This window comes from Pseudoalteromonas sp. N1230-9 (assembly GCF_032716425.1).
Classification (GTDB): domain Bacteria; phylum Pseudomonadota; class Gammaproteobacteria; order Enterobacterales; family Alteromonadaceae; genus Pseudoalteromonas.
Map to the genome: position 1 here is coordinate 1203388 of NZ_CP090419.1, position 21381 is coordinate 1224768.

Annotated in this window: 19 protein-coding genes; 13 read left to right on the top strand and 6 right to left on the bottom strand. The window is 40.9% G+C overall.

Annotated elements, in window-relative coordinates:
• Nucleotides 1–19 precede the first annotated feature (19 nt).
• From LY624_RS05615 to LY624_RS05645, 7 genes are all read left to right on the top strand, one after another.
• A complete protein-coding gene (locus LY624_RS05615; protein ID WP_341804086.1) occupies nt 20–1048 on the top strand; it encodes a sensor histidine kinase in 1029 nt (342 codons plus the stop codon).
• Nucleotides 1045–1752, top strand: coding sequence for a LytR/AlgR family response regulator transcription factor (locus tag LY624_RS05620; RefSeq protein ID WP_341804087.1), 708 nt, complete (start codon nt 1045–1047; stop codon nt 1750–1752). Before LY624_RS05615 ends, LY624_RS05620 begins: the two co-directional genes overlap by 4 nt.
• A 113-nt stretch (nt 1753–1865) precedes the next feature.
• Nucleotides 1866–2414 (top strand): type IV pilus modification protein PilV, encoded by a 549-nt coding sequence (gene pilV, locus LY624_RS05625; RefSeq protein ID WP_341804088.1) that lies wholly within the window; start codon nt 1866–1868, stop codon nt 2412–2414.
• A gap of 1 nt (nt 2415) precedes the next feature.
• Entirely contained in the window at nt 2416–3405 is a 990-nt protein-coding gene (locus tag LY624_RS05630) for a PilW family protein (protein WP_341804089.1), read from the top strand.
• Entirely contained in the window at nt 3393–3875 is a 483-nt protein-coding gene (locus LY624_RS05635; protein WP_237119461.1) for a pilus assembly PilX family protein, read from the top strand. The genes LY624_RS05630 and LY624_RS05635 overlap by 13 nt, the downstream gene beginning before the upstream one ends.
• Before the next feature lie 13 nt (nt 3876–3888).
• Entirely contained in the window at nt 3889–7074 is a 3186-nt protein-coding gene (locus tag LY624_RS05640; RefSeq protein ID WP_341804386.1) for a pilus assembly protein, read from the top strand.
• Nucleotides 7058–7480, top strand: coding sequence for a type IV pilin protein (locus LY624_RS05645; RefSeq protein ID WP_130151251.1), 423 nt, complete (start codon nt 7058–7060; stop codon nt 7478–7480). Before LY624_RS05640 ends, LY624_RS05645 begins: the two co-directional genes overlap by 17 nt.
• A 7-nt stretch (nt 7481–7487) precedes the next feature.
• Here the strand turns inward: LY624_RS05645 and LY624_RS05650 are convergent, their stop codons facing one another.
• Both LY624_RS05650 and LY624_RS05655 read right to left on the bottom strand, forming a co-directional pair.
• On the bottom strand, nt 7488–8021 hold the full coding sequence (locus tag LY624_RS05650; protein ID WP_341804090.1) for a GspH/FimT family pseudopilin: 534 nt from the start codon (nt 8019–8021) through the stop codon (nt 7488–7490).
• Between the two features lie 71 nt (nt 8022–8092).
• Nucleotides 8093–8638 carry a GspH/FimT family pseudopilin gene (locus tag LY624_RS05655; RefSeq protein ID WP_341804091.1) on the bottom strand — a complete coding sequence of 182 codons (546 nt, stop codon included), beginning with the start codon at nt 8636–8638 and terminating at the stop codon, nt 8093–8095.
• Nucleotides 8639–8777: 139 nt separating this feature from the next.
• On the opposite strand from LY624_RS05655, the gene glnB reads away from it, so the two are divergent.
• On the top strand, nt 8778–9116 hold the full coding sequence (gene glnB / locus LY624_RS05660; protein WP_062570524.1) for a nitrogen regulatory protein P-II: 339 nt from the start codon (nt 8778–8780) through the stop codon (nt 9114–9116).
• A gap of 327 nt (nt 9117–9443) precedes the next feature.
• Here the strand turns inward: glnB and LY624_RS05665 are convergent, their stop codons facing one another.
• On the bottom strand, nt 9444–10202 hold the full coding sequence (locus tag LY624_RS05665) for an outer membrane protein assembly factor BamD (RefSeq protein WP_130151255.1): 759 nt from the start codon (nt 10200–10202) through the stop codon (nt 9444–9446).
• A gap of 124 nt (nt 10203–10326) precedes the next feature.
• Between LY624_RS05665 and rluD the strand changes: the two genes are divergently transcribed.
• From rluD to clpB, 3 genes are all read left to right on the top strand, one after another.
• Nucleotides 10327–11304 (top strand): 23S rRNA pseudouridine(1911/1915/1917) synthase RluD, encoded by a 978-nt coding sequence (rluD, locus tag LY624_RS05670; RefSeq protein WP_130151256.1) that lies wholly within the window; start codon nt 10327–10329, stop codon nt 11302–11304.
• 5 nt (nt 11305–11309) lie between these two features.
• The gene (pgeF, locus tag LY624_RS05675) at nt 11310–12032 is read left to right on the top strand and encodes a peptidoglycan editing factor PgeF (RefSeq protein ID WP_341804092.1); all 723 of its coding nucleotides are present in this window, start codon (nt 11310–11312) and stop codon (nt 12030–12032) included.
• A 98-nt stretch (nt 12033–12130) separates the two neighbouring features.
• Nucleotides 12131–14707: an ATP-dependent chaperone ClpB gene (gene clpB, locus LY624_RS05680; RefSeq protein WP_130151258.1), complete on the top strand. Its 2577-nt coding sequence runs from the start codon at nt 12131–12133 to the stop codon at nt 14705–14707.
• 59 nt (nt 14708–14766) lie between these two features.
• Here the strand turns inward: clpB and LY624_RS05685 are convergent, their stop codons facing one another.
• Nucleotides 14767–16314: a methyl-accepting chemotaxis protein gene (locus LY624_RS05685; protein ID WP_341804093.1), complete on the bottom strand. Its 1548-nt coding sequence runs from the start codon at nt 16312–16314 to the stop codon at nt 14767–14769.
• A gap of 420 nt (nt 16315–16734) precedes the next feature.
• Between LY624_RS05685 and gshA the strand changes: the two genes are divergently transcribed.
• Entirely contained in the window at nt 16735–18312 is a 1578-nt protein-coding gene (gshA, locus tag LY624_RS05690) for a glutamate--cysteine ligase (protein WP_341804094.1), read from the top strand.
• 136 nt (nt 18313–18448) lie between these two features.
• Nucleotides 18449–19057 carry a transglycosylase SLT domain-containing protein gene (locus LY624_RS05695; protein ID WP_130151261.1) on the top strand — a complete coding sequence of 203 codons (609 nt, stop codon included), beginning with the start codon at nt 18449–18451 and terminating at the stop codon, nt 19055–19057.
• A gap of 50 nt (nt 19058–19107) precedes the next feature.
• On the opposite strand, the gene LY624_RS05700 is transcribed toward LY624_RS05695, so the two are convergent.
• Together LY624_RS05700 and LY624_RS05705 are read right to left on the bottom strand one after the other, a co-directional pair.
• Nucleotides 19108–19947, bottom strand: coding sequence for a mechanosensitive ion channel family protein (locus tag LY624_RS05700; RefSeq protein WP_341804095.1), 840 nt, complete (start codon nt 19945–19947; stop codon nt 19108–19110).
• A 139-nt stretch (nt 19948–20086) separates the two neighbouring features.
• Entirely contained in the window at nt 20087–21358 is a 1272-nt protein-coding gene (locus LY624_RS05705) for an HlyC/CorC family transporter (protein ID WP_083515358.1), read from the bottom strand.
• Nucleotides 21359–21381: the final 23 nt, after the last annotated feature.

Genomic DNA, 21381 nt, shown 5'->3' on the forward strand with positions numbered 1-21381 from the left:
ACAAAAAATAGGAGAGCCCATGAGCAAACAGCCAACTAAAAACGGTTTGCTGATTGAGGCTCTTTTTCAATCCAGAGGGGTACTCGCAACCCTTGTTGTTAGCCAAACCATTGCTGTTTTATTGGCTTTTTCGCCTGCCAGTTATGGCGATGTGTGGCTTCGCCTAGCTGTTTTTAGTTTCTTTTTACACCTTGTTTTTCTGACTAGCGTTGCCGTGCTTTATTTATCGAGAGGGCAGCTCGTTAGATTATCTAATACATGGCAAGTTATTGTCTTAAGTTCCTTACTTCTTTTATTAACATGCTTGTACAGCTTTCTTGTACTCAGTCTTTTTGATGAGCTTTACCAGGTTGACTCCCTAGCTCATTTTTTAGCAAGCAATATGCTGATTATCTTTTTAGTGACAGTGCTTTTTGTACAGTTTATTTCTATTCATAATCAAAAAGAGCAGCAGACAAAAGCGTTAATCCAAGCAGAGCTGGATGCTTTACAGGCACGTATTAGACCGCATTTTTTATTTAACAGTTTAAATACCGCGGCAGAACTGACCCACCATGATGCTAATGCGGCTGAGCAGGCTATTTTAGCTTTAGCCGCCTTGTCGCAGGCAGCAATGAGAAGCGGTAAGGCAATTAGTTTAAGTGATGAAATAAGCTTATGTCAGCAATATATTAGCTTAGAAAAATGGCGTTATGGTGAGCGCTTAGTGGTGTGTTGGCAATTACCTGATGAAATACCAGCATTGGATATTCCCTGTTTAACAATTCAGCCCCTGATTGAAAATGCTGTTTGCTATGGTGTCGAGCCGGCAGATAAGGGAGCGAGGATTTATATTTCTATGCATGTTTCAGATAAAAGTTACACGTTTATAATTACTAATCCGCTTTACAAAAATAAGGGTGCTTTGCCAAGTGGTAACGGTATGGCGCTTGAAAATATTCGCCAGCGTTTAGGGCTTTTTTATAACTATAAAGCTCAGTTACTGACTACTCAAAGAGAGGGGGAATTTAGAGTGAAACTTGTGCTACCAAGGCTAAAAATACAATGATAAGTACATTAATTGTTGATGATGAACCGCTAGCACGGGCCCGTATAAAACGCTTACTCGCAGCACATCCTCAATATGATGTAATAGCCGATGCTGAGAATGGTGAGTTGGCAGTTAAGTTATGCCAACAGTTACAACCTGATTTAGTACTCTTAGATATTAATATGCCAAAGTGCTCAGGAATGGACGTTGCTGCTGTGTTGAAACAGCTTACTATTCCACCTGCCGTGGTGTTTTTAACAGCACACCCTGAACATGCACTCGAAGCTTTCGAGCTTGCTGTTGATGGTTATTTAGTAAAACCTGTTACAGCGGATGCATTATCGAAAACGCTGTCTCAACTGAGAAGATTAAATCGTGCCCAAGTGAGTAAAAGTGACGACCTTTATATTAGCTATCAACTTGCAGGGGTCATTAAGCGAGTGCATATTGAAGATTTAATTTGTTGTACGGCTGAGCAAAAATATACGCGTTTAACCTTTGACGGAGGCGAGGCCCTAGTCGAGCAAAGTTTAAAGCAGCTAGAGTTACAGTACCCAGCGCAATTAATGCGCATTCACCGTAATACATTGGTGAATAAAAACCGAATTTACAGTATGGCCCATGATGACGGTGTGCACTCGTTGATGCTAGATGGTGCGTCGACAAAATTCGTCATTAGTCGGCGTGAAGTAAAGACGGTTAAGGCTATTATGGGTAAATAGCTTGGCTCAATGTACCGCTTATCAATAAAAACGACCGTTCATCCATTCTTATATTGCTATTTACTGACCCCATCTTATGCTTAATCTATGGAAAAGTATGAGTTGAATTCATCATGTTAAACAAATCACAAGCCCAAGGCTTTACGCTAATCGAAGTGCTTATTGCTTTTGTGATCTTAAGTTTTGGTTTACTCGGGGCTGTGGCACTTCAAGCAAAGGCAAAGCAAGCGAGTTTTGACTCAATGCAGCGTGCAGCGGCTATTGCATTGGGTAACGATATTATCCAGCGAATGCGTGCAAACGATACGGCAGGATTTGCAGGTCGTTACAACGGAACATTAACCAGTGACACACCATTAAATACTAATTTACAGTGCTTTAATAACGCTTGCTCTGCAGAGCAAGTAGCAGCACTTGATAAACAGCAGTGGGTGAGAGCTATTCAAGCGCGTGAGAATACGGGCGCTTTAGACGATACAACCGTGTGTATAAATGCAGCGTCGCTGGGCACAGCAAATGAATTTAATATTGAAGTGGTTATTAGTTGGCAAGGACGTCAAGAGATCAAAGCAAACAGCGATACAGCAGCGGTTGATTGCGGCGCATTGAATGATAAACGACGCTTAATTGTACTTGAAAGTTATATATATCTAAGGTCTTGATATGAAAAAGCATATTGGCTTTACATTGGTCGAAATGATGGTTGCACTGTTTATAGGTGGCTTGGTGTTGGGCGGAGTTATGTTTACTTATTTGAGCATGAAAGTCACAACCCGAGACACAATGACAATAGGCGAGCTTCAAGAAACAGGCCGCCTTGCAATCAATATAATGCAGCGTGACATTGAGCAAATAGGTTTTTGGGGAACATATTACGAAAAATCAATGACATCTGAAAATACGGATACTTTAACCAATCCTGGTAACGATTGTTTTGGGGGGCTCAATAACGGCAGTTTCCCTGACGCGGCATCCGTTACTAACTTTCGCTCTGTTTATGCGGTAAATACAAGCGACAATACCGCATTAAGCTGCATTAATAATGTAAAAAAAGATACCGACGTTCTGCAAGTAAAGTTTTTAGAAGGCTTAGAGATAGCACCTGCTGATACAAACAATAATTTTTACTATTTTATTGCTGAACAAGATAGAGGTGAGTTTCGTCGGGGCCCAGTTGATGCTGCGAGCATAAGTGGTAATGCGACTGTATGGCGGTATCGTCATCATGTTTACTATATTTCTGAGCAAACATTCACCATCAATGAACAGCAAGTTTCTGTACCTGTACTGATGCGCAAACGATTAAGACCTGGCTCCGGAATGGTGACCGAAACCATTATGGAAGGTGTTGAAGACATACGTTTTGTATTTGGCCTAGATACAACAAATAACAGCCGGGTTGATACCTACAAAAGCATTGAAAATATGACTAATTCTGATTGGGAAAATCGTCAAAGTATTTTAACCGTTCAAGTCTTTTTACTCACAAGGTCGTTAATACCTGATGCAAATCTAAAGTTGCAAAATCAAACCTACATGTTGGGCGAAGATACAAATAAGCGAGAGCTTACATTTAATGATAATTTCAGGCGTGCATTGTTCACCACGACGATCCGCTTAAATAATGTTGGAGCAAACCTATGGCGCATTTAGTATCGATAAAAAAACAGCAAGGTGTTGTGCTGATTGTTGCCTTGATTATGGTTGTAGCTGTAACTGGAATAGCGGTTACTTTAATGAGTAGCAGTAGCATTGATATAAAAATTACGAATGCGGCTCAAGAGCGGGATGCCGCAGAGAACAAACTAATCGGTATTGTTCAAGAGGTTATTGCAAAAGAAGCGCTTGAAGACGGTAAAAGTGCGTTTTTATTGAAACCCGCAAAAATACCCGCTGAGGGTTTTAAAATGAATAAAGTTGATAATGAGACAAGCACACTTAAAAATATGAACAAAGGGCCATCAGCACTACTTTGCCCTCGCAAGTTTGATCCGACCCCTGGTATTGTTTGTAATATGGTGCAAATTGACACAAGCCTTACTTATGGTTCCAAGAGCAAGCACACATTAACCGTTGTCACAGGTGTTGCCCAAGAGATGGCGAACGTGAATTCGGGTGGTTAACTGGAGATCTATGATGAAAATTAAACGTTTAACTCGCAGTATACTGCTCGGTTTCATAACGCTATCTGGTATGTCGGTGCAAGCAGAAGATATTGAGCTCTATGTTAACCATAATGTAGATTTAGATGAGAGACCACGCGTTCTGATTGTGTTTGATACGTCAGGAAGTATGGCATTTTCAACAGCCACAGGTAACAGTTGCGGCTATAACTATTATACCGGCTACGTAGTATGTCCTGATAGTCGCTTGGGGGTTGCACAGGGTGCAATTACCAGCTTGGTTGATGACAATGACGATATTGATTTTGGCTTGATGAGGTTTAATGGTACAGAAGGGGGCTATGTACTCGCAGGTATTGGCTCATCGACATCACTTTTAAAGCAAACTCTTTCAGCTCTCCCTGCTGATGGCGGTACGCCCCTAACGGAGACATTATGGGAGGCATATCTCTATATTACAGGGCAAAGCGTATTTTATGGACAAAACGTCAGTGAAGCCCAGCGTGACACAACTATTGAAACAAGGGGTCAATCAGGACCGTGGTGGCGACCTAGGTATAGCTATACTTATAACTCACCTTTTGATACTACAGAAGAAGCCAAACGTTGTGATAATTCAGTTAACGTTATTTATATGACCGATGGGGATCCTTCTGCTGACCAAGATGGTGAGCAAAATAGTAATATTAGCGCTTTGTATAACACTCATTTTAATCAATATCTATCTAGTACAGACAAAATAGCCGGTGTATACCTACACAAGCTTGCTCAGATTATTCACGGTACTGAGGATGTTGACGTGGATTTATTTCCTTCAACACCAGATATTCATGAAACAGGGCGAGTTTACACGATCGGTTTTGGTAGCGGTATGAGTAATAATGGTAAGCGCTTACTATCAGAGACTGCAAAGCTAGGGGGCGGACAATACCTACATGCCAATACCTCTGAGCAACTATCGCAGGCACTTAAAAACACCATAACCCAAATTCGTGAAGTAAACGATAGTTTTACCTCTCCGTCCATCGCGAGTAATAACGTTGATCAAACTCGTAGCCGTGAAGATATTTACTATGCGATGTTTTATCCAGAAACAGGTGCTCGTTGGCGAGGAAATCTAAAAAAACTAAAAGTGTCTGGTGAACAAATTATTGATTCGACAGGTAAACCAGCTTTAAATGAAGACGGCCTTATATCAAATAAAGCACGTACATATTGGCTACCAGATAACGAAGAAGCTGACGGTAACACAGTGCAACGTGGCGGTGTTAACTTGCTGTTGAGTAGCCTTGCAAGTCGAAAACTTTATACTGATGCAGGCTCGTCAGCTTTAATCAGCTTCACGAAAAGTAATGTATCTAATGCGCTTGGCGGAGATGATAAAGCGGCAGCTGCATTTGGAGTGGATAAGTCTCAATTACAAAAAACGATTGATTGGGCAAGGGGAATCGATGTTGATAATGAGGATGAAGATGCATCTTCAATTGATCAACGCCAAGATATTTTCGGTGATCCACTGCACTCAAAGCCTGTGACAATAGATTATGGTAATGACGATATACGTATTCTAATTGGCACCAACGCAGGTTTTATGCATCTTTTCCAAGATAAAAATGACGTGCTAAAAGAAAGCTGGGCATTTATGCCAAGTAGCTTATATAAAATAGTGAAACCGTTAAGAGATAATCAGTCCAACACAAAAGTGTACGGCGTCGATGGTCCTATTTCAGTGTTCTTTGATGATAAAAATGGTGATGGGATCGTTAACGGTAGTGACCGCGTATGGGCCTTCTTTGGCTTTAGACGCGGCGGTAGTTACTATTATGGTCTTGATATCACTAACCCTGACTCACCAAGCCTTATGTGGAATGGGCCTATTGTGGGTGGTTCTGCTGATTTTAAAGAGCTTGGCCAATCTTGGTCTAAACCGACGGTGACCTATATAAATCTAGAAGGGTACGAAGATCGTCCATTGCTGGTTTTTGGAGCAGGTTATGATACCAATAAAGATAATGTCATTCGGACTGCTGATAGCAAAGGCCGAGGTATTTATATTGTCGATGCACAAACGGGTAAAAAGGTATGGGCACTCACGCCAGCTGAAAATGGTTTTCAAGGAAATCACAGCATAGCCTCAGACATAACAACACTGGACTCTGACTATGATGGCTACGTTGACCGTTTATACGCCACTGATACCGGTGGCAATGTCTGGCGCGTAGATATGCCTTCAAATACTCCTAACGACTCGAAACAGCCATGGACTCATTTTAAACTAGCAAGTCTAGGCAATACTTTATCGACACAAGATCGTCGTTTCTTCTATAAACCGTCAGTGGCCAGAACAGTATTCAGCAAAGTGACAAAAACAACGGTAAATGGCCAATCGACAATTGCCCGTCTGGACACTCCGTATGATGCGGTATTAATTGGTAGCGGCAATCGCTCAAAGCCTACAGCCACCACGGCGAACGATCAGCTTTATATGATCCGTGATATCAATACAACTACACAATCGTTCCAAGGTAGTGACGTCCCCGTCGCCATTACGCAATCAGACTTAATGAATATGGATTCAGACCCATTTGGTAATGCATTAGACGATATCGATGAATTTACAGAGCTTGAAGTTGAGTTGTCTGAGTATTACGGTTGGTACTACAACTTACCTGCTGCCGGTGAGAAGTCACTGGCTGCTAGCACGGTGATTGGTGGTGTTGCTTATTTTACAAGTTATACTCCTTCTTCTGCCACTGAAACGGTAAACCAGTGCTCATTAACTGGTGGGGCAGGTGGCCTGTATGCATTTCATTTGCATTATGGCACCAAGGTTTATGACGAATTAAAATTTACTACATCAAATGATGTACCAGATACGCCACAGTTATACTTTGGTGTTGGTGATAGTTGTGTTGATAGAAATAACAATGGTTTTTGTGATGATTTATCTGATACTGAAAACCCTGACGTAATTAAAGATACAAATATAAAAGTGGAAGAAAAAAGCCAGTTTATGACCATAGGCCCTGGTATTAAAGGTCAGCAGAACCCATTCAAAGTTAAAAAAATAGTCGGGCCAAATCTCACTCAAGAAGATGGTAAAATTAAGCTTGTAAGCGATACAGATCCTGTTGGCTTTGGCTTCGAAACACAACAAACCTATATTTATAAGCGAGAAGTAAATGATAAAAGTCAATAAAGCGAACGCTGGCTTTACACTGATAGAGCTCATGATAACAGTGGCTATTTTGGGAATTATCGCCAGTATTGCCTTGCCTAGTTATTTTCAGCACGTCAAACGCACAGCCAGGACAGAAGCTATAACGGCATTATTAGATGCTGCAAATAAGCAGGAGCAATTCTTTGTTGATAATAGAGAATATACAACTGTGCTGGCTAATTTAGGTGTTGCAAGTCAAACTGAGAATAATTTCTATACGATGTCTGTGACTGTTGATAACGATGCGGGGACATTTGAGTTTACCGCAACACCTGCATCGGGACCTGTGCTACAAGATACCGAATGTACTTCTTTATCAATCTCAGATACCGGATTAAAGACCTCGAAAGGCTCAGCAAATGCGAAAGAGTGCTGGGGCCGATAAAAAGAGCCTATAACTGGCACTTATCAGTATCTTTTAAACGAGTACGGCCGGTAAAACTTAACGAAATAGCAAGCCCTTTCAGGCTTGCTTTTTTGTACTCAGGGCAATAGATAAAAGTGCCGTTATTAAAGCCCATAGGGGTACCATTAGGCCTAAAAGTAATTGCATGTCGAGGGTAAGTGAGTTGATCAAGTCTGTTAACTGCCTCTAGCTCAAGGATGATTGTATCGTTACTATCAAGTACACCAATTTCATTATTATCTACAAATACGGTGAGTGATTTGTGCCAGTAGTCCTTGTTACAGTGATTATCTTTTAGAGCACAAAATGTTATGAATGAATCGTTAGTTTGTGCATTATGACGGCTTATCCCCAGCGCACGCCTAATCTCTTGCATTTTGTTTTCTAGGCGATTTTTGGCAAGCAAAGGGGTATATTCAAACAATGCTATATTAAGAAGAATAGCTAAAATAGACAACACAACTAAGCTTTCTATAAGTGTTGTGCCTTTTAATTTCCACCAATACGTTTTTGTCTCCATCCGTGAAGATCTCATTTATTATAGTTTCTTCAACTATATTCATGTACCTTTATTGGTGTCAAATAAGTTGCTTAATTACAGCTTTTAGTCGTATTTCCATTATATAAAGCAGTCCCTGATTGAGTGACGGTAAGCTCTTTATTGTTATCTCCGTCTGCTTTTGAAGGGCAATAGATAAAAGCGCCAGCAGTTGTTGTGATCATCCCGCTTGTATCAAAGATTAATGAATTACCACCTGAAAATTGGAGCCTACTGTTAGTTGGAAGCTCTTTCATTACTCTGAGAATTTTATCGTTTTGAGCAGGGTTGTAGACACCGTTTTGGTTAGCATCATAAAATACAAATACAGTGCCTTCCTGCCAGTTTGAACAAGTAACGCGACTATTATTTTCAATGTTAGCGATATTTCCTGCGCACACAACAACTAAAGAGTCGGAGCTGGTGGCTTTGGCTCTTGCGAAACTAATATTGCGTTTTAATTCTTGAAGATAGCTTTCAGCACGATCTTTTTCGAGTAGATCAGAACTATCCCACAATGCTATAACAGCGATAATACCCACTATTGCGATAGTGACCATAAGCTCTAAAAGCGTAAAACCTTGTTGTGATGATTTCATTGTTGTCTCTATTATCAAACGCCTCATTTAATAATATCATGATTGCTGATTTAATCACCGAAATTCATAGCTTTGTTTGCCATCAGAGTCGGTATTGTCTAAAATCGAGGCAATTAAGAAATAAAAAGTAACCCAAAAAATGAAAAAAATTGAAGCAATCATAAAACCATTTAAGCTTGATGATGTTCGAGAAGCATTATCAGAAGTGGGTATTACAGGGATGACGGTAAGCGAAGTTAAAGGCTTTGGTCGTCAGAAGGGGCACACAGAGCTTTATCGTGGTGCTGAGTACATGGTTGATTTTTTACCGAAAGTAAAATTAGATATCGTGCTCGCCGATGAAGATGTCGATAGAGCAATTGACGTTATCGTTAAAACGTCACAAACAGGTAAAATTGGTGATGGTAAAATCTTTGTTACTGACGTTGAGCGTGTAGTTCGTATTCGTACTGCTGAAGAAGATGAAGACGCGATTTAATTAGTATACCCAAGCCACCTCAAGATGCAGAATTCAGCGTTTCACAGGTGCTTAATATCAAGGCGTTACTTTGCAAGAATGGTAGTCCCTTTTAAGAAGTAACAACGATGAGAGTAAGTGCCTGTGAGCGCCCAAAGGGTTGGTTTAAAAGCGATTTATACTGCGTTATTGATTTTAACAATAGAACCACTATTACTTGCAATCAATGCCTTGCCTAAATCGCTTTTAATTCCAACTGAAACTCGCACCTTGAGGTGGTCTGGGTATATTCGATCGCAAACATTAAAAAAAAGGCGCCTTTGGCGCCTTTTTAGTTTTCAATCAATTTTAACGATTATTCGCTTCTCGCGTTGCTTTAGCATGTTCACTTAGTTCAGGTAAGCCAAGTTTATCGTAGCTTTTTACCATGATCTCAAGAGCTTGATCTAAGTAGCTACTTTGTGAGTAATGCTCAACTACATATTTACCGCGGTTTGCAGCCGCAAGGTAAGCCTCGCGCTCATAATAGTATTGCGCTACTTTTAATTCATAGCGAGCCATTTTATTTAAAAGCCACACCAAACGTTTTTTAGCTTCTGGGGCATAAGCGCTATCAGGGAAGCGTTTTAGTAGTGTTGATAAGTCAGTAAATGCAACGCGAGTACGATTTGCGTCTCTGTCAGCGCGGTCTACACCAAAATATTCCTGAAATGCATTTTCATCCGCTTTAATATTAACTAAGCCACGCATGTAATACATGTAATCTAAGTCTTTGTGATTTGGATTAAGGCGAATAAAGCGATCAATAGTTGCCAGTGCCTGCTCGGTATTTCCTGATTGATAATGTGCATACACTAAGTCCATTTGCACTTGTTTTGACAAAGGTCCAAATGGATAGCGTGAATCAATTGCGCTTAAAAGTTCAATTGCACGGGCATAAAGACCTGAGTCTAATGTTTCTTTTGCATCTTCGTATAAAGCTTGCGCAGATTTATTAGGAACGCGTTGTATATCTTCTTGATCAGGCGCTGATGAACAGGCACCTAAGCCAAGTAATGAAACTGAAAAAACTATGGCGAACGCACGTTTCCCTATTTTATTTATCATTTTATTTATTACCTTTGATGTCTTCGGCTAGGCCAAGTGAGGAAAACCGAGTAAACTATACGTATTAAAGCGATTCTAACCCAGTCGAGCAAAGCTTGCACTGGTAAATTGGGTAAAGTTACTAATGTCAGAGCAAATTTCTCTCCAAGCCGAGGTTCCAATAGACCTTGGCGGTAAACGTCTAGACCAAGTATTGGCACAATTGTTCCCTGATTATTCTCGTTCACGTATAAAAACGTGGATTTTAGATGATAAAATAACCGTTAACGGTGAAATATTAAACACACCGCGTGAAAAACTACTCGGTGGCGAAACGGTGAGTGTCGAAACAACCATCGAAGCTCCGCGTGAGTACGAAGCACAAAATATCAAATTAAACATCGTTTATGAAGATGATGATATTTTAGTGATCAATAAACCAATGGGTTTAGTTGTTCATCCTGGTGCGGGTAATCCTGATGGCACCGTATTGAATGCATTATTACACCATTATCCTGATATCATTAACGTGCCTCGTGCTGGTATTGTGCACCGTTTAGATAAAGACACCACAGGTTTAATGGTGGTAGCAAAGACAATTCCTGCGCAAACACATTTGGTATCTGCTTTACAAAAGCGTGAAAATTTCACCCGTGAATATGAAGCAATTTGTAATGGTTCAATGACAGCTGGTGGCATGGTTGAAAAACCAATTGGCCGTCATGCAACTAAACGAACTCATATGGCCGTGCATGAGATGGGAAAACCCGCGGTTACTCACTATCGGGTTGCAGAAAAATTTAGAGCACATACACGCTTACGTTTACGCTTAGAAACCGGTCGTACTCACCAAATTCGTGTACACATGGCTTATTTGAATCACCCGCTAGTAGGCGATCAATTATACGGAGGCCGTCCACGTCCACCTAAAGGTGCAACACCAGAGTTGTTTCAAATGCTTCGTGAGTTTAAGCGCCAAGCATTGCATGCAGTTAAGCTGTCAATTGCTCACCCGATCACTGGCGAGATGATGACATGGCAGGCACCGATTCCTGATGATATGGCTGCGATGACAGAAGCTTTACGCGCAGACACCAAAGCAAACCCTAATATCGAGTTTTAAGCGTTATGATCACACCAGCATGGACTGCCCCAAAAACAATTAGCGCACTGAGTACCACCCGCAAGGGCGGTGTTTCTGTTGCACCTTTTGATAGTTTTAATGTGGGGTTACATGTTGGTGATGATGAGCAAGCCGTGCTTGCAAATCGAGAGCAGCTAACAAACCAGTTGCCAAATCCTGCTGTGTGGTTAAATCAAATTCATAGCAGTGACGTCGTGGTGATTGATGAAGACAGTGACTTAAACCAAGCCCGCTCTGCTGACGCGCTCTACACCCGTTTAGCAAAACAGCCGCTTGCGATAATGACCGCGGATTGCTTACCTGTGTTACTTAGCTCAACCTCTGGTGATGAAATAGCCGCGATACATGGCGGCTGGCGAGGTTTAGCACAAGGCATATTGGCCAATACGCTTACCCATTTTAAAGCCTTGCCAAACGATATTATTGCTTGGTTTGGCCCTGCCATTGGCCCTTCAGAGTTTGAAGTAGGGCAAGAAGTAAAAGCGTGCTTTTGTGAGCTAAATGCTAACCATCAACATGCATTTACGCCTAGAGGTGATAAATATTTAGCTGATATTTATTTACTTGCTCGCCAGCAATTAGCGCAATTAGGTGTGGTAAATATTTTTGGTGGCGAGTACTGTACTGTTAGTGATAAGTCACAGTTTTTCTCTTACCGCCGCGATGGCGAAACAGGGCGTATGGCAAGTTTGATCTGGCGCAATTAATACCACTTTTTTGCGATTAAATTATCGTCTCTTACTTGAACAAATCATTAAGCATACCCATTAATTAAGCAATTAGATTTTTTAATAGGTAAACCCTCATGCGTTTAGATAGATTTACAAGTAAATTTCAATCTGCGCTTTCAGATGCGCAGTCATTAGCGCTTGGGCGCGATCATCAATTTATTGAGCCAGTACACTTGATGTATTCTTTGCTTCAGCAAAATGGCTCGAGTGTGCGTGCGCTGTTAGCTCAAGCAGGCGTGAGTGCTGATGAATTAAACACCAAGTTATCGCAAGAAATCGAGAAACTATTTAAAGTTGAAGGTATTGGCGGCGATGTTCAACTATCAAATAACATGGTTTCGTTGATAAACCTGTGTGATAAATACGCGCAAAAACGTAAAGATAAATTTATCTCAAGTGAGCTATTTGTTCTTGCAGCATGCGAAGACAAAGGTCCACTAGGTGATATTTTTAAAGCACTTAATATTACTTCGAGTAAAATTGAAGCAGCAATCGAGGCTATTCGTGGTGGCCAAAAAGTGGATGACCCTAATGCTGAAGAAACTCGTCAGGCATTAAAAAAATTCACAATCGATCTCACTGAGCGCGCAGAGCAAGGCAAGCTAGACCCTGTGATTGGCCGCGATGATGAGATACGCCGCACGATTCAAGTATTACAACGTCGTACCAAAAATAACCCTGTACTAATTGGTGAGCCAGGTGTGGGTAAAACGGCGATTGCCGAAGGCTTAGCGCAACGCATCATTAATGGTGAAGTGCCTGAGGGGCTAAAGAGCAAACGCGTTTTATCGCTTGATTTAGGTGCCTTGGTCGCAGGCGCCAAATACCGTGGTGAATTTGAAGAGCGTTTAAAGTCAGTACTGAATGAACTTGCCAAAGAAGAAGGCCAAGTGATCCTCTTTATTGATGAAATTCATACCATGGTGGGTGCAGGCAAAACGGATGGTGCGATGGATGCGGGTAACATGTTAAAACCTGCTCTTGCACGTGGTGAGCTTCACTGTGTGGGTGCGACGACCCTTGATGAGTATCGTCAATACATCGAAAAAGATGCAGCACTTGAGCGTCGTTTTCAAAAAGTGTTTGTTGATGAGCCATCAGTTGAAGATACCATTGCAATTTTACGTGGCTTAAAAGAGCGCTATGAATTACATCACTCAGTTGATATTACCGATCCGGCCATCGTTGCTGCAGCGCAGTTATCGCATCGTTACATTAGCGATCGTCAATTGCCTGATAAAGCGATTGACCTCATTGATGAAGCTGGCTCGTCGATTCGTTTGCAAATTGACTCAAAGCCAGAGTCTTTAGATAAGCTTGAGCGCCGTATTATCCAGTTGAAGTTGGAAGATAATGCCCTTGCTAAAGAAAAAGACGAAGCGAGCCAAAAACGCCGCACCGAAATGCAAGAGCTGATCACTGAACTGGAAGCGCAATACCGCGAGCTAGACGAAGTGTGGAATGCCGAGAAAGCATCATTACAAGGCACGCAAGTGATTAAAGCTGAGCTTGAACAGGCGCGTCTTGATTTAGACGTGGCACGTCGTGCTAGTGACTTACAGCGCATGTCAGAACTTCAATATGGTCGTATTCCTGAACTTGAGCGTAAACTCGACCTTGCATCACAAGCGGAAATGCAAGAAATGAGCTTACTAAAAAACCAAGTTGGTGAAGATGAAATTGCGGAGATTTTATCGCGTTGGACAGGTATTCCTGTATCGAAAATGCTGCAAGGTGAGCGCGAAAAGTTACTGCAAATGGAAGATCAATTGCATCATAAAGTAATTGGTCAAGATGAAGCGGTTGTGGCTGTGGCTAATGCCATTCGCCGTTCTCGCGCAGGGCTTGCTGATCCAAATCGTCCAATTGGTTCATTCTTATTTTTAGGCCCAACAGGGGTGGGTAAAACTGAGCTGACTAAAGCGTTGGCTAGTTTTATGTTTGATACTGAAGATGCCATGGTGCGCATCGATATGTCAGAGTTTATGGAAAAACACTCGGTTGCACGTTTAGTGGGTGCGCCTCCAGGCTATGTAGGTTATGAAGAGGGTGGCTATTTAACCGAAGCCGTGCGTCGTCGTCCGTATTCAGTTATTTTACTGGATGAGGTTGAAAAAGCGCACCCTGATGTATTTAACATCTTACTACAAGTTCTTGATGATGGCCGCTTAACGGATGGTCAGGGTCGCACCGTTGACTTTAAAAATACCGTTATCATTATGACCTCTAACTTAGGCTCGGACATTATCCAAGAGCAAGCAGGTTCAAATGACTATGCGACCTTAAAAGAGAAAGTGATGGGCGTTTTAGTGAGTCAGTTCCGTCCAGAGTTTATTAACCGTATTGATGAAACGGTGGTATTCCATCCACTTGCCAACGAGCACATTAAAGAAATCGCTGATATTCAGTTAAGTAAGCTTCGTGAGCGTTTAACTGAAAAAGGCTATCTTCTTGAAGTGACCGATGCTGCCCTAGAGGGCATTGCCGCAAGTGGCTTTGATCCGGTTTATGGGGCAAGGCCTTTAAAACGCGCTATTCAACATACCATTGAAAACCCGTTGGCGCAGCGCTTATTAGCTGGAGATTATCAGCCAGGTGCCATTATTCATATTGATGCCGATGAAAATGGATTGGTTTTTTCTAATCGCTAAATTAACCGCATATAAAAAAGCCGCATCAATTGATGCGGCTTTGTTTTTATCAATATATTTTATACTTTAAAAGTTAACAGCATATCGTTCACTTTGCGTGAGCCCTCAACGAGGCCCGCAGCATCTTTTGCTACGTTGTAGCTTAGCTTTAAGTTTTCTTCGCTGTGTCCTTTGATACTGTCTACATTTGTACGAATATCAACACTGACCACTTGTTGCTCTTCCGCAGCAGTTGAAATCTCTGTTGCAAGGCTAGAGATCTCATCAATTTGCGCAAAAATACTAGCAAGCTCGGTTTGTGTATGTGTAGTTGTGCTTACACAGCTATCAGCTTGCTCTTTAGTTGATTGCATTACTTTTGACCAACTGAATAAAGTATCTTGAATTTCTTTGATTGAGCTGTGAATTTGTGACGTCGCATTTTGAGTACGAGATGAAAGAGCTCGTACCTCATCGGCTACCACAGCAAAGCCGCGACCATGCTCGCCAGCACGGGCGGCTTCAATAGCTGCATTGAGTGCTAATAAGTTGGTTTGCTCTGCAATACCTTCAATTTCACTCATAACTTGGCCGATTTTATCCGCCTCACTGGCTAGGGAGTTAGCCGTGGTTGCAGCTTGTTCAACTTGGTTTGCAAGTGCAGACACCATGCTGCTGTTATCTTCTATGTGTAGCTTAATGTCGTTACAGCTTTGATAAGTCGTATTTACTTTCTCTGCTGTGTGGTGTGTATTTGCAGATATTTCACCAATGGTTGCACTCATTTGCGTCATTGCTGTTGCAATATCACCTAGGCGTTGACCTTGGGCTGCAATTCCTTGCTCAGTTAATGAAGATTGTCTATCTAAATTTGTAGCAATATCTTTAAATGAATAGGTCGAATCTTTAATACGGCCAAGAACCGTACGCAGTTTTGCTGCTAACATTTGCTGATTATAGGCCGCAACACTAAATGGATGAGCGCCTGAATACACATAACGAGACACAGAGTCAAACTCAGCACGCTGTTTTTTAAGCTCTGTAGGGGTCACTATTAGCTCGTCATAATTAAGAGCAACAAGAAGTGCTGCAACCATAAAAGTGCTCGCCGCGATGACTGCTGATGTCAACAAACCAAGCGCAACAATAGCCACAGCTGCGATAACAACAGAAGTGAGTTGTCGCAATGAAATATTTTCACGAAAAGATGAAATAGATTTACCATTATTTATTTTTTCGTATAGTGTCATGGCTCGTGTTTTGAGCTCTTCTGATGGTTTTGTGCGTACTGATTGATAGCCAACTAATTGCCCGTGTTCATAAATAGGGGTTACGAATGCATCAACCCAATAATATCGACCATCTTTACAGCGGTTTTTCACCATGCCTCGCCATGAGTGACCTTGTTTGAGTTTTTCCCACATCTCCTTAAATGCAGCTTTTGGCATATCTGGGTGCCTAACCATATTGTGATTCTTACCCAGCAGCTCTTCCTCGCTATAGCCTGCGATGGTGCAAAACTCTTTGTTTACGTAGGTGATTACTCCACGTAAATCGGTTGTTGAGACAAGCTCTTGATGTTCAGAGTAGATTACTTCCTGATTGATTGTTTCTTGACCACGACGCATTTTAGTCCTTGAAATGTACTTTTTTACTATGTGCGGATTATAGTCTCAGAAAAATGTAAGGGAAGAGTAACCATGTTAATTAAGTGAAACTTTGAATTATTTCATATAAATATTGATCTAGAACAATGTCTTGTCTGAAAACATGTGTTTATGACTTAACCAAAAGGTCGTAATTGAAATAAATTTTATTGGCATGAGGTCTCATTATTGATTAGCGAAACAATTTCGCATCAATGAAGTGCTATCAAAGCAATTGTATTATAGTTATCTGAATGGCAAGATGATGACTAAGTGATGGAGTTGTCAGGGTATCGACATTAATTACAGTTGCATGGATAGAGATTCTAATTTTTCTCTTGAGAATTTATATTCTGCCCCCATACACTTGGGATTAAAGCCACGTGGCTCGAGGAAGCATTTTTGATAAAACATGATTTAAACAAAACGCTACAAGCGTTATCGGCACACTATCCAACCGCAATTAATGGGATTAAGCGTGGCATCGAGCGAGAAGCATTAAGAATTAAACCTAACGGTGTTATTTCAAAGAAGGGGCATCCTCAAGGAGTAGGGTGCGCACTGACCAATGATCATATAACTACAGATTTTTCAGAATCTTTATTAGAGTTTATTACGCCAGTTAGTACCTCACCTGAGCAAACATTAGCGCAGCTTAAAGATTTACAGAAGTTTACCTTGTCTCAAATGGGTGACGAATTGTTATGGCCTATTAGTATGCCATGCTTTATTGATAACCAAGATGACATTGTGCTGGCGCAATTTGGTGACTCAAATATTGGTCGCATGAAAACACTCTACCGTGAAGGGCTTAAAAATCGTTATGGTAGTATGATGCAAGCTATTGCAGGTGTGCACTTCAATATTTCGTTCCCTGACACGTTATGGCAGGGGCTACATGAGCTAAGTGATAGCACAAAGGACTTAGCAGATTTTATATCAGACGGTTACCTAGGTTTAATTCGTAATTTTAAACGTGAACTTTGGTTAATTAGCTATTTATTTGGTGCTTCCCCTGCGTTATGTCATTCTTTTCTTCAAGGGCGTCAAACTGAGCTGCCATTTAAAAAGTTAGGTAAAGGTACACTTTACTTAGAGGTTGGCACTGCTTTACGTCTTGGTGATTTAGGTTATACGAACAGTGCACAATCTTCTTTACGTGTGATGTACAACTCGTTAGATGAATACGTTGCTGGTTTAAAAGAAGCCATTAATACACCATCAAATATTTATAATCATATTGATGATTACACCAGCAAAGCACCAAAACAGCTGAATAAAAACATTCTCCAAATTGAAAATGAATTCTATTCACCGATTAGGCCTAAACGAAATGCTGCCAGTGGAGAAACCCCTACGGATGCTTTGCTACGAGGTGGAATTGAATACATTGAAGTACGTGCCTTAGATGTCAATCCATTTAGTGAAACGGGTATCGACTTACAACAGATCCGCTTTTTAGATGTATTTTTAACTTATTGCTTGTTAAGTGACTCACCAACGATGGACTGGCAAGAGCAAGGCCTCAGTACTAAAAACCTTGATGCTGTTGTAAACGAAGGGCGTAGTCCTGATTTGCAACTGACAAAACAAGGTGAGCAAGTAAGCTTGACGGCATGGGCAATGTCAATATTTGATAAGCTAAAGCCAGTGGCGCAATATATGGATGCTGCCTATGGCGTAAGTTATTACAGTGAAACAGTCGCAACGCTTGCGACCTGGGTCAGTGAGCCAAATAAAACATTCTCAGGGCGATATATTGATATGTTAGCAAACACTAACCAAGATAATGGTGAGTTTGCATTAACACTTGCACAGCAATATAAGCAAAACCACCAAGCTGCTGATTATCAATTTTATGATGACGCTTTTTTAACAGAGCAAGCATCTAAGTCGGTAGCAAAAGAGCGCGATGTAAAAGCTGAAGATGATGTGTCTTTCACTGCATTTTTAGATGATTACTTTGCAAAGGCGAAGTAATACATTTTAGGCATAAAAAAACGCAGCCTAGGGAGGCTGCGTCAAAGATTCTTCAGGGATGAAACAATGCTATACTACTGCATTCATAAGTTCAGACTGACCAACTAAGAAAAAGTTCAGCGAGATACATAAAAAAATGAAAAAAAGTATAATTATTTTATCGCTGGCCGCAGCTTTGGCTGGTTGTGCTACAGCTCCTCCTGAGCAACCTCATGATATTTGTAAAATTTTCGAAGAAAAACCAGATTGGTACTATGATGCTCGCGATGCTCAAGACAAGTGGGGCTCGCCAAAACATGTATTAATGAGCATGATGTATCAAGAAAGTTCGTTTCGTCATGATGCAACGCCGCCTATGGAATACTTTCTGTGGATCATCCCAATTGGACGTGTAAGTTCAGCTTATGGTTACTCACAAGCAAAAACCCCTACATGGTCAGACTATATTCGTGAAACCGGTAACAGCGGTGCAGATAGAGATGATTTCGATGATGCCATCGATTTTATGGCGTGGTTTGTTTACAAAACACATAAAGTAAATGGTGTTTCTAAGTGGGATGCTTACGCACAGTACCTTAATTATCATGAAGGGTGGGGCGGTTATAAACGTGGTACGTATAAAAAGAAAAAATGGTTGATGAGTGTGGCAAATAAAGTTAAGCATCGAGCAAGTCGTTATGGTGCACAACTTAGAAAATGCGAAGATGAGTTGGATAAAAACTGGTTTGAGCGATTGTTTAGTTAGCACTTATTTAATTAAAAAACCCACAATAATGTGGGTTTTTTAATGATAAATTATTTGCCAGGAAATTGGTGAATGTGTACATCCCGTTGCGGAAACGGAATGGTGATATCCGCTGCATCAAAAGCAATTTTTACTTTTTCATACAAGCCAAAATACACCGGCCAGTAATTCTCTGAATCAACCCATGCCCATACCAGCATACCAATATGACTATCGCCATGTTGACTAACATGTACCACCGGCTTTTTCGCTTCTTGATCTTTTAGCACTAATTCATAGTCATTCAACACCCCCATAAGCACTTCTCGCACCTTATGGACATCATCGCCATAACTAATACCAAACTCTATATCAACACGACGTGTAGGCTCTGCAAATTTGTTTTTTACACAGCCATTTGATAAAGCGCCATTTGGAATGATTATTTTTTCATTATCATAAGTAAGTAGCACAGTGACAAAAATTTGAATCTCAACAACTTTCCCCATATAACCTTGTGCTTCAATAACATCACCGACTTTAAACGGTTTAAAGAATAAAATCAGAACACCACCTGCAAAATTAGCTAAACTACCTTGCAGTGCCATGCCAACGGCTAAGCCTGCAGCACCTAACATAGCGATGAATGAGGTGGTTTCGATGCCAATCATAGAGGCAACAGAAATCAGCAATAGTATTTTTAAAATGACTGAAATAAATGACACCAAAAAGTGTGTGAGCCCTGCTTCAAATTTTACTCTGTTCATTGATTTTTCGGCCATGTTGGCGATGCGGCCAATCAACCACCACCCTATAACCAAGACTAAAATAGCTAAAATAAATTTTGGCCCATATAACATGAGTAATTCGATAGCTTGGTTATATACTTTTTCGATTGAAATATCGTCCATTATTGCTCCATGTAAATAAACTTAATCGGACACAATACTAGACGAATTAATATGAAAGTGTGCTCTTTAGCACAAAAATGTGAAACTTCAGAGGCGGTAATATACGTAATAAAAAAGAAGTAGCAAGCTACTCCTTTTCTTATTCTTGAATACGTTTACTGGGTATTACTTTAACCAGTTTTACCATATTTTCTTTTACTTCTAATACTTCGATAGGGTAGCCAGCAATACGCAAACTTAAGTTAGCATCTGGAATATCTTCAAGATATTCTACAATTAAACCACTTAAAGTTTTTGGCCCATCTATAGGGAGCTCCCAGTTCATTTCTTTATTTAAGTCACGAATATTAGCGCCACCGTCGACAAGCACAGAACCATCGTCTTGCTCTGTTACTTCTTCACTTGGAGTACGAGTTTGTGTTGTTGTGAAATCTCCGACCACTTCTTCTAAGATATCTTCGAGTGTCACGAGACCTTGAATATCACCGTATTCATCCACAACTAGACCAATTCGCTCTTTTGATTGTTGGAATTTTAAAAGTTGTGTATTGAGTGATGTCCCTTCAGGAATAAAGTAAATCTCGCGAACAGCACGTAATAGTGAAGGTTTATCAAATTGCTCTTTTGTTAATAGGCGTAGTGCATCACGTGAATGAATGAAGCCTACTGCATCGTCAATTTGGTCTCTGTAAAGCAGTACACGCGTGTGTTGTGCATGTGTTAATTGGCGACTAATAAGCTTCCAGTCATCGTTGATATCAATTGCAACAATCTCATTTCGAGGGATCATGATATCTTCTACGGTGACTTGCTCTAAATCTAAAATAGACGTCAGCATGCTTTGATGGCGAGCAGGGAGGAGGGCCCCTGATTCATTTACCACCGTTTTTAGCTCTTCTTTGCTTAGGCTGTGCTCTTCAATTTGTGCTGTGGTAATGCCAAAGAGGCGCAACATACCATTGGTCATCCAGTTCACGATAACGACAAACGGAAACAGTATTTTTAATAGACCTTTGAGGATAATAGAGCTTGGAAAAGCGACCTTCTCAGGATATAGCGCTGCGAGTGTTTTAGGCGTCACTTCAGCAAAAATGAGCACTACAAGTGTTAATACACCAGTGGCAATAGCAATACCAAGGTCACCATACAGGCGAATCCCTATAATCGTAGCGACTTGCGCTGCTGCGATGTTAACAAGGTTATTTCCGATTAAGATCAGACCAATTAGTCTATCAGGACGGCTTAACAGTTTACTGACGCGTTTCGCTGCACGGTGATCTTCTTTTGCTAAATGGCGCAAGCGAATACGGTTAATTGACATAATTCCAGTTTCAGAACCAGAAAAATAGGCAGAAATAAGTATCAATAATCCCAATACAATAAACAGGGTACTAGTCGATATGTCGTCCAACGATGGATCCTTTTTTTATAAAC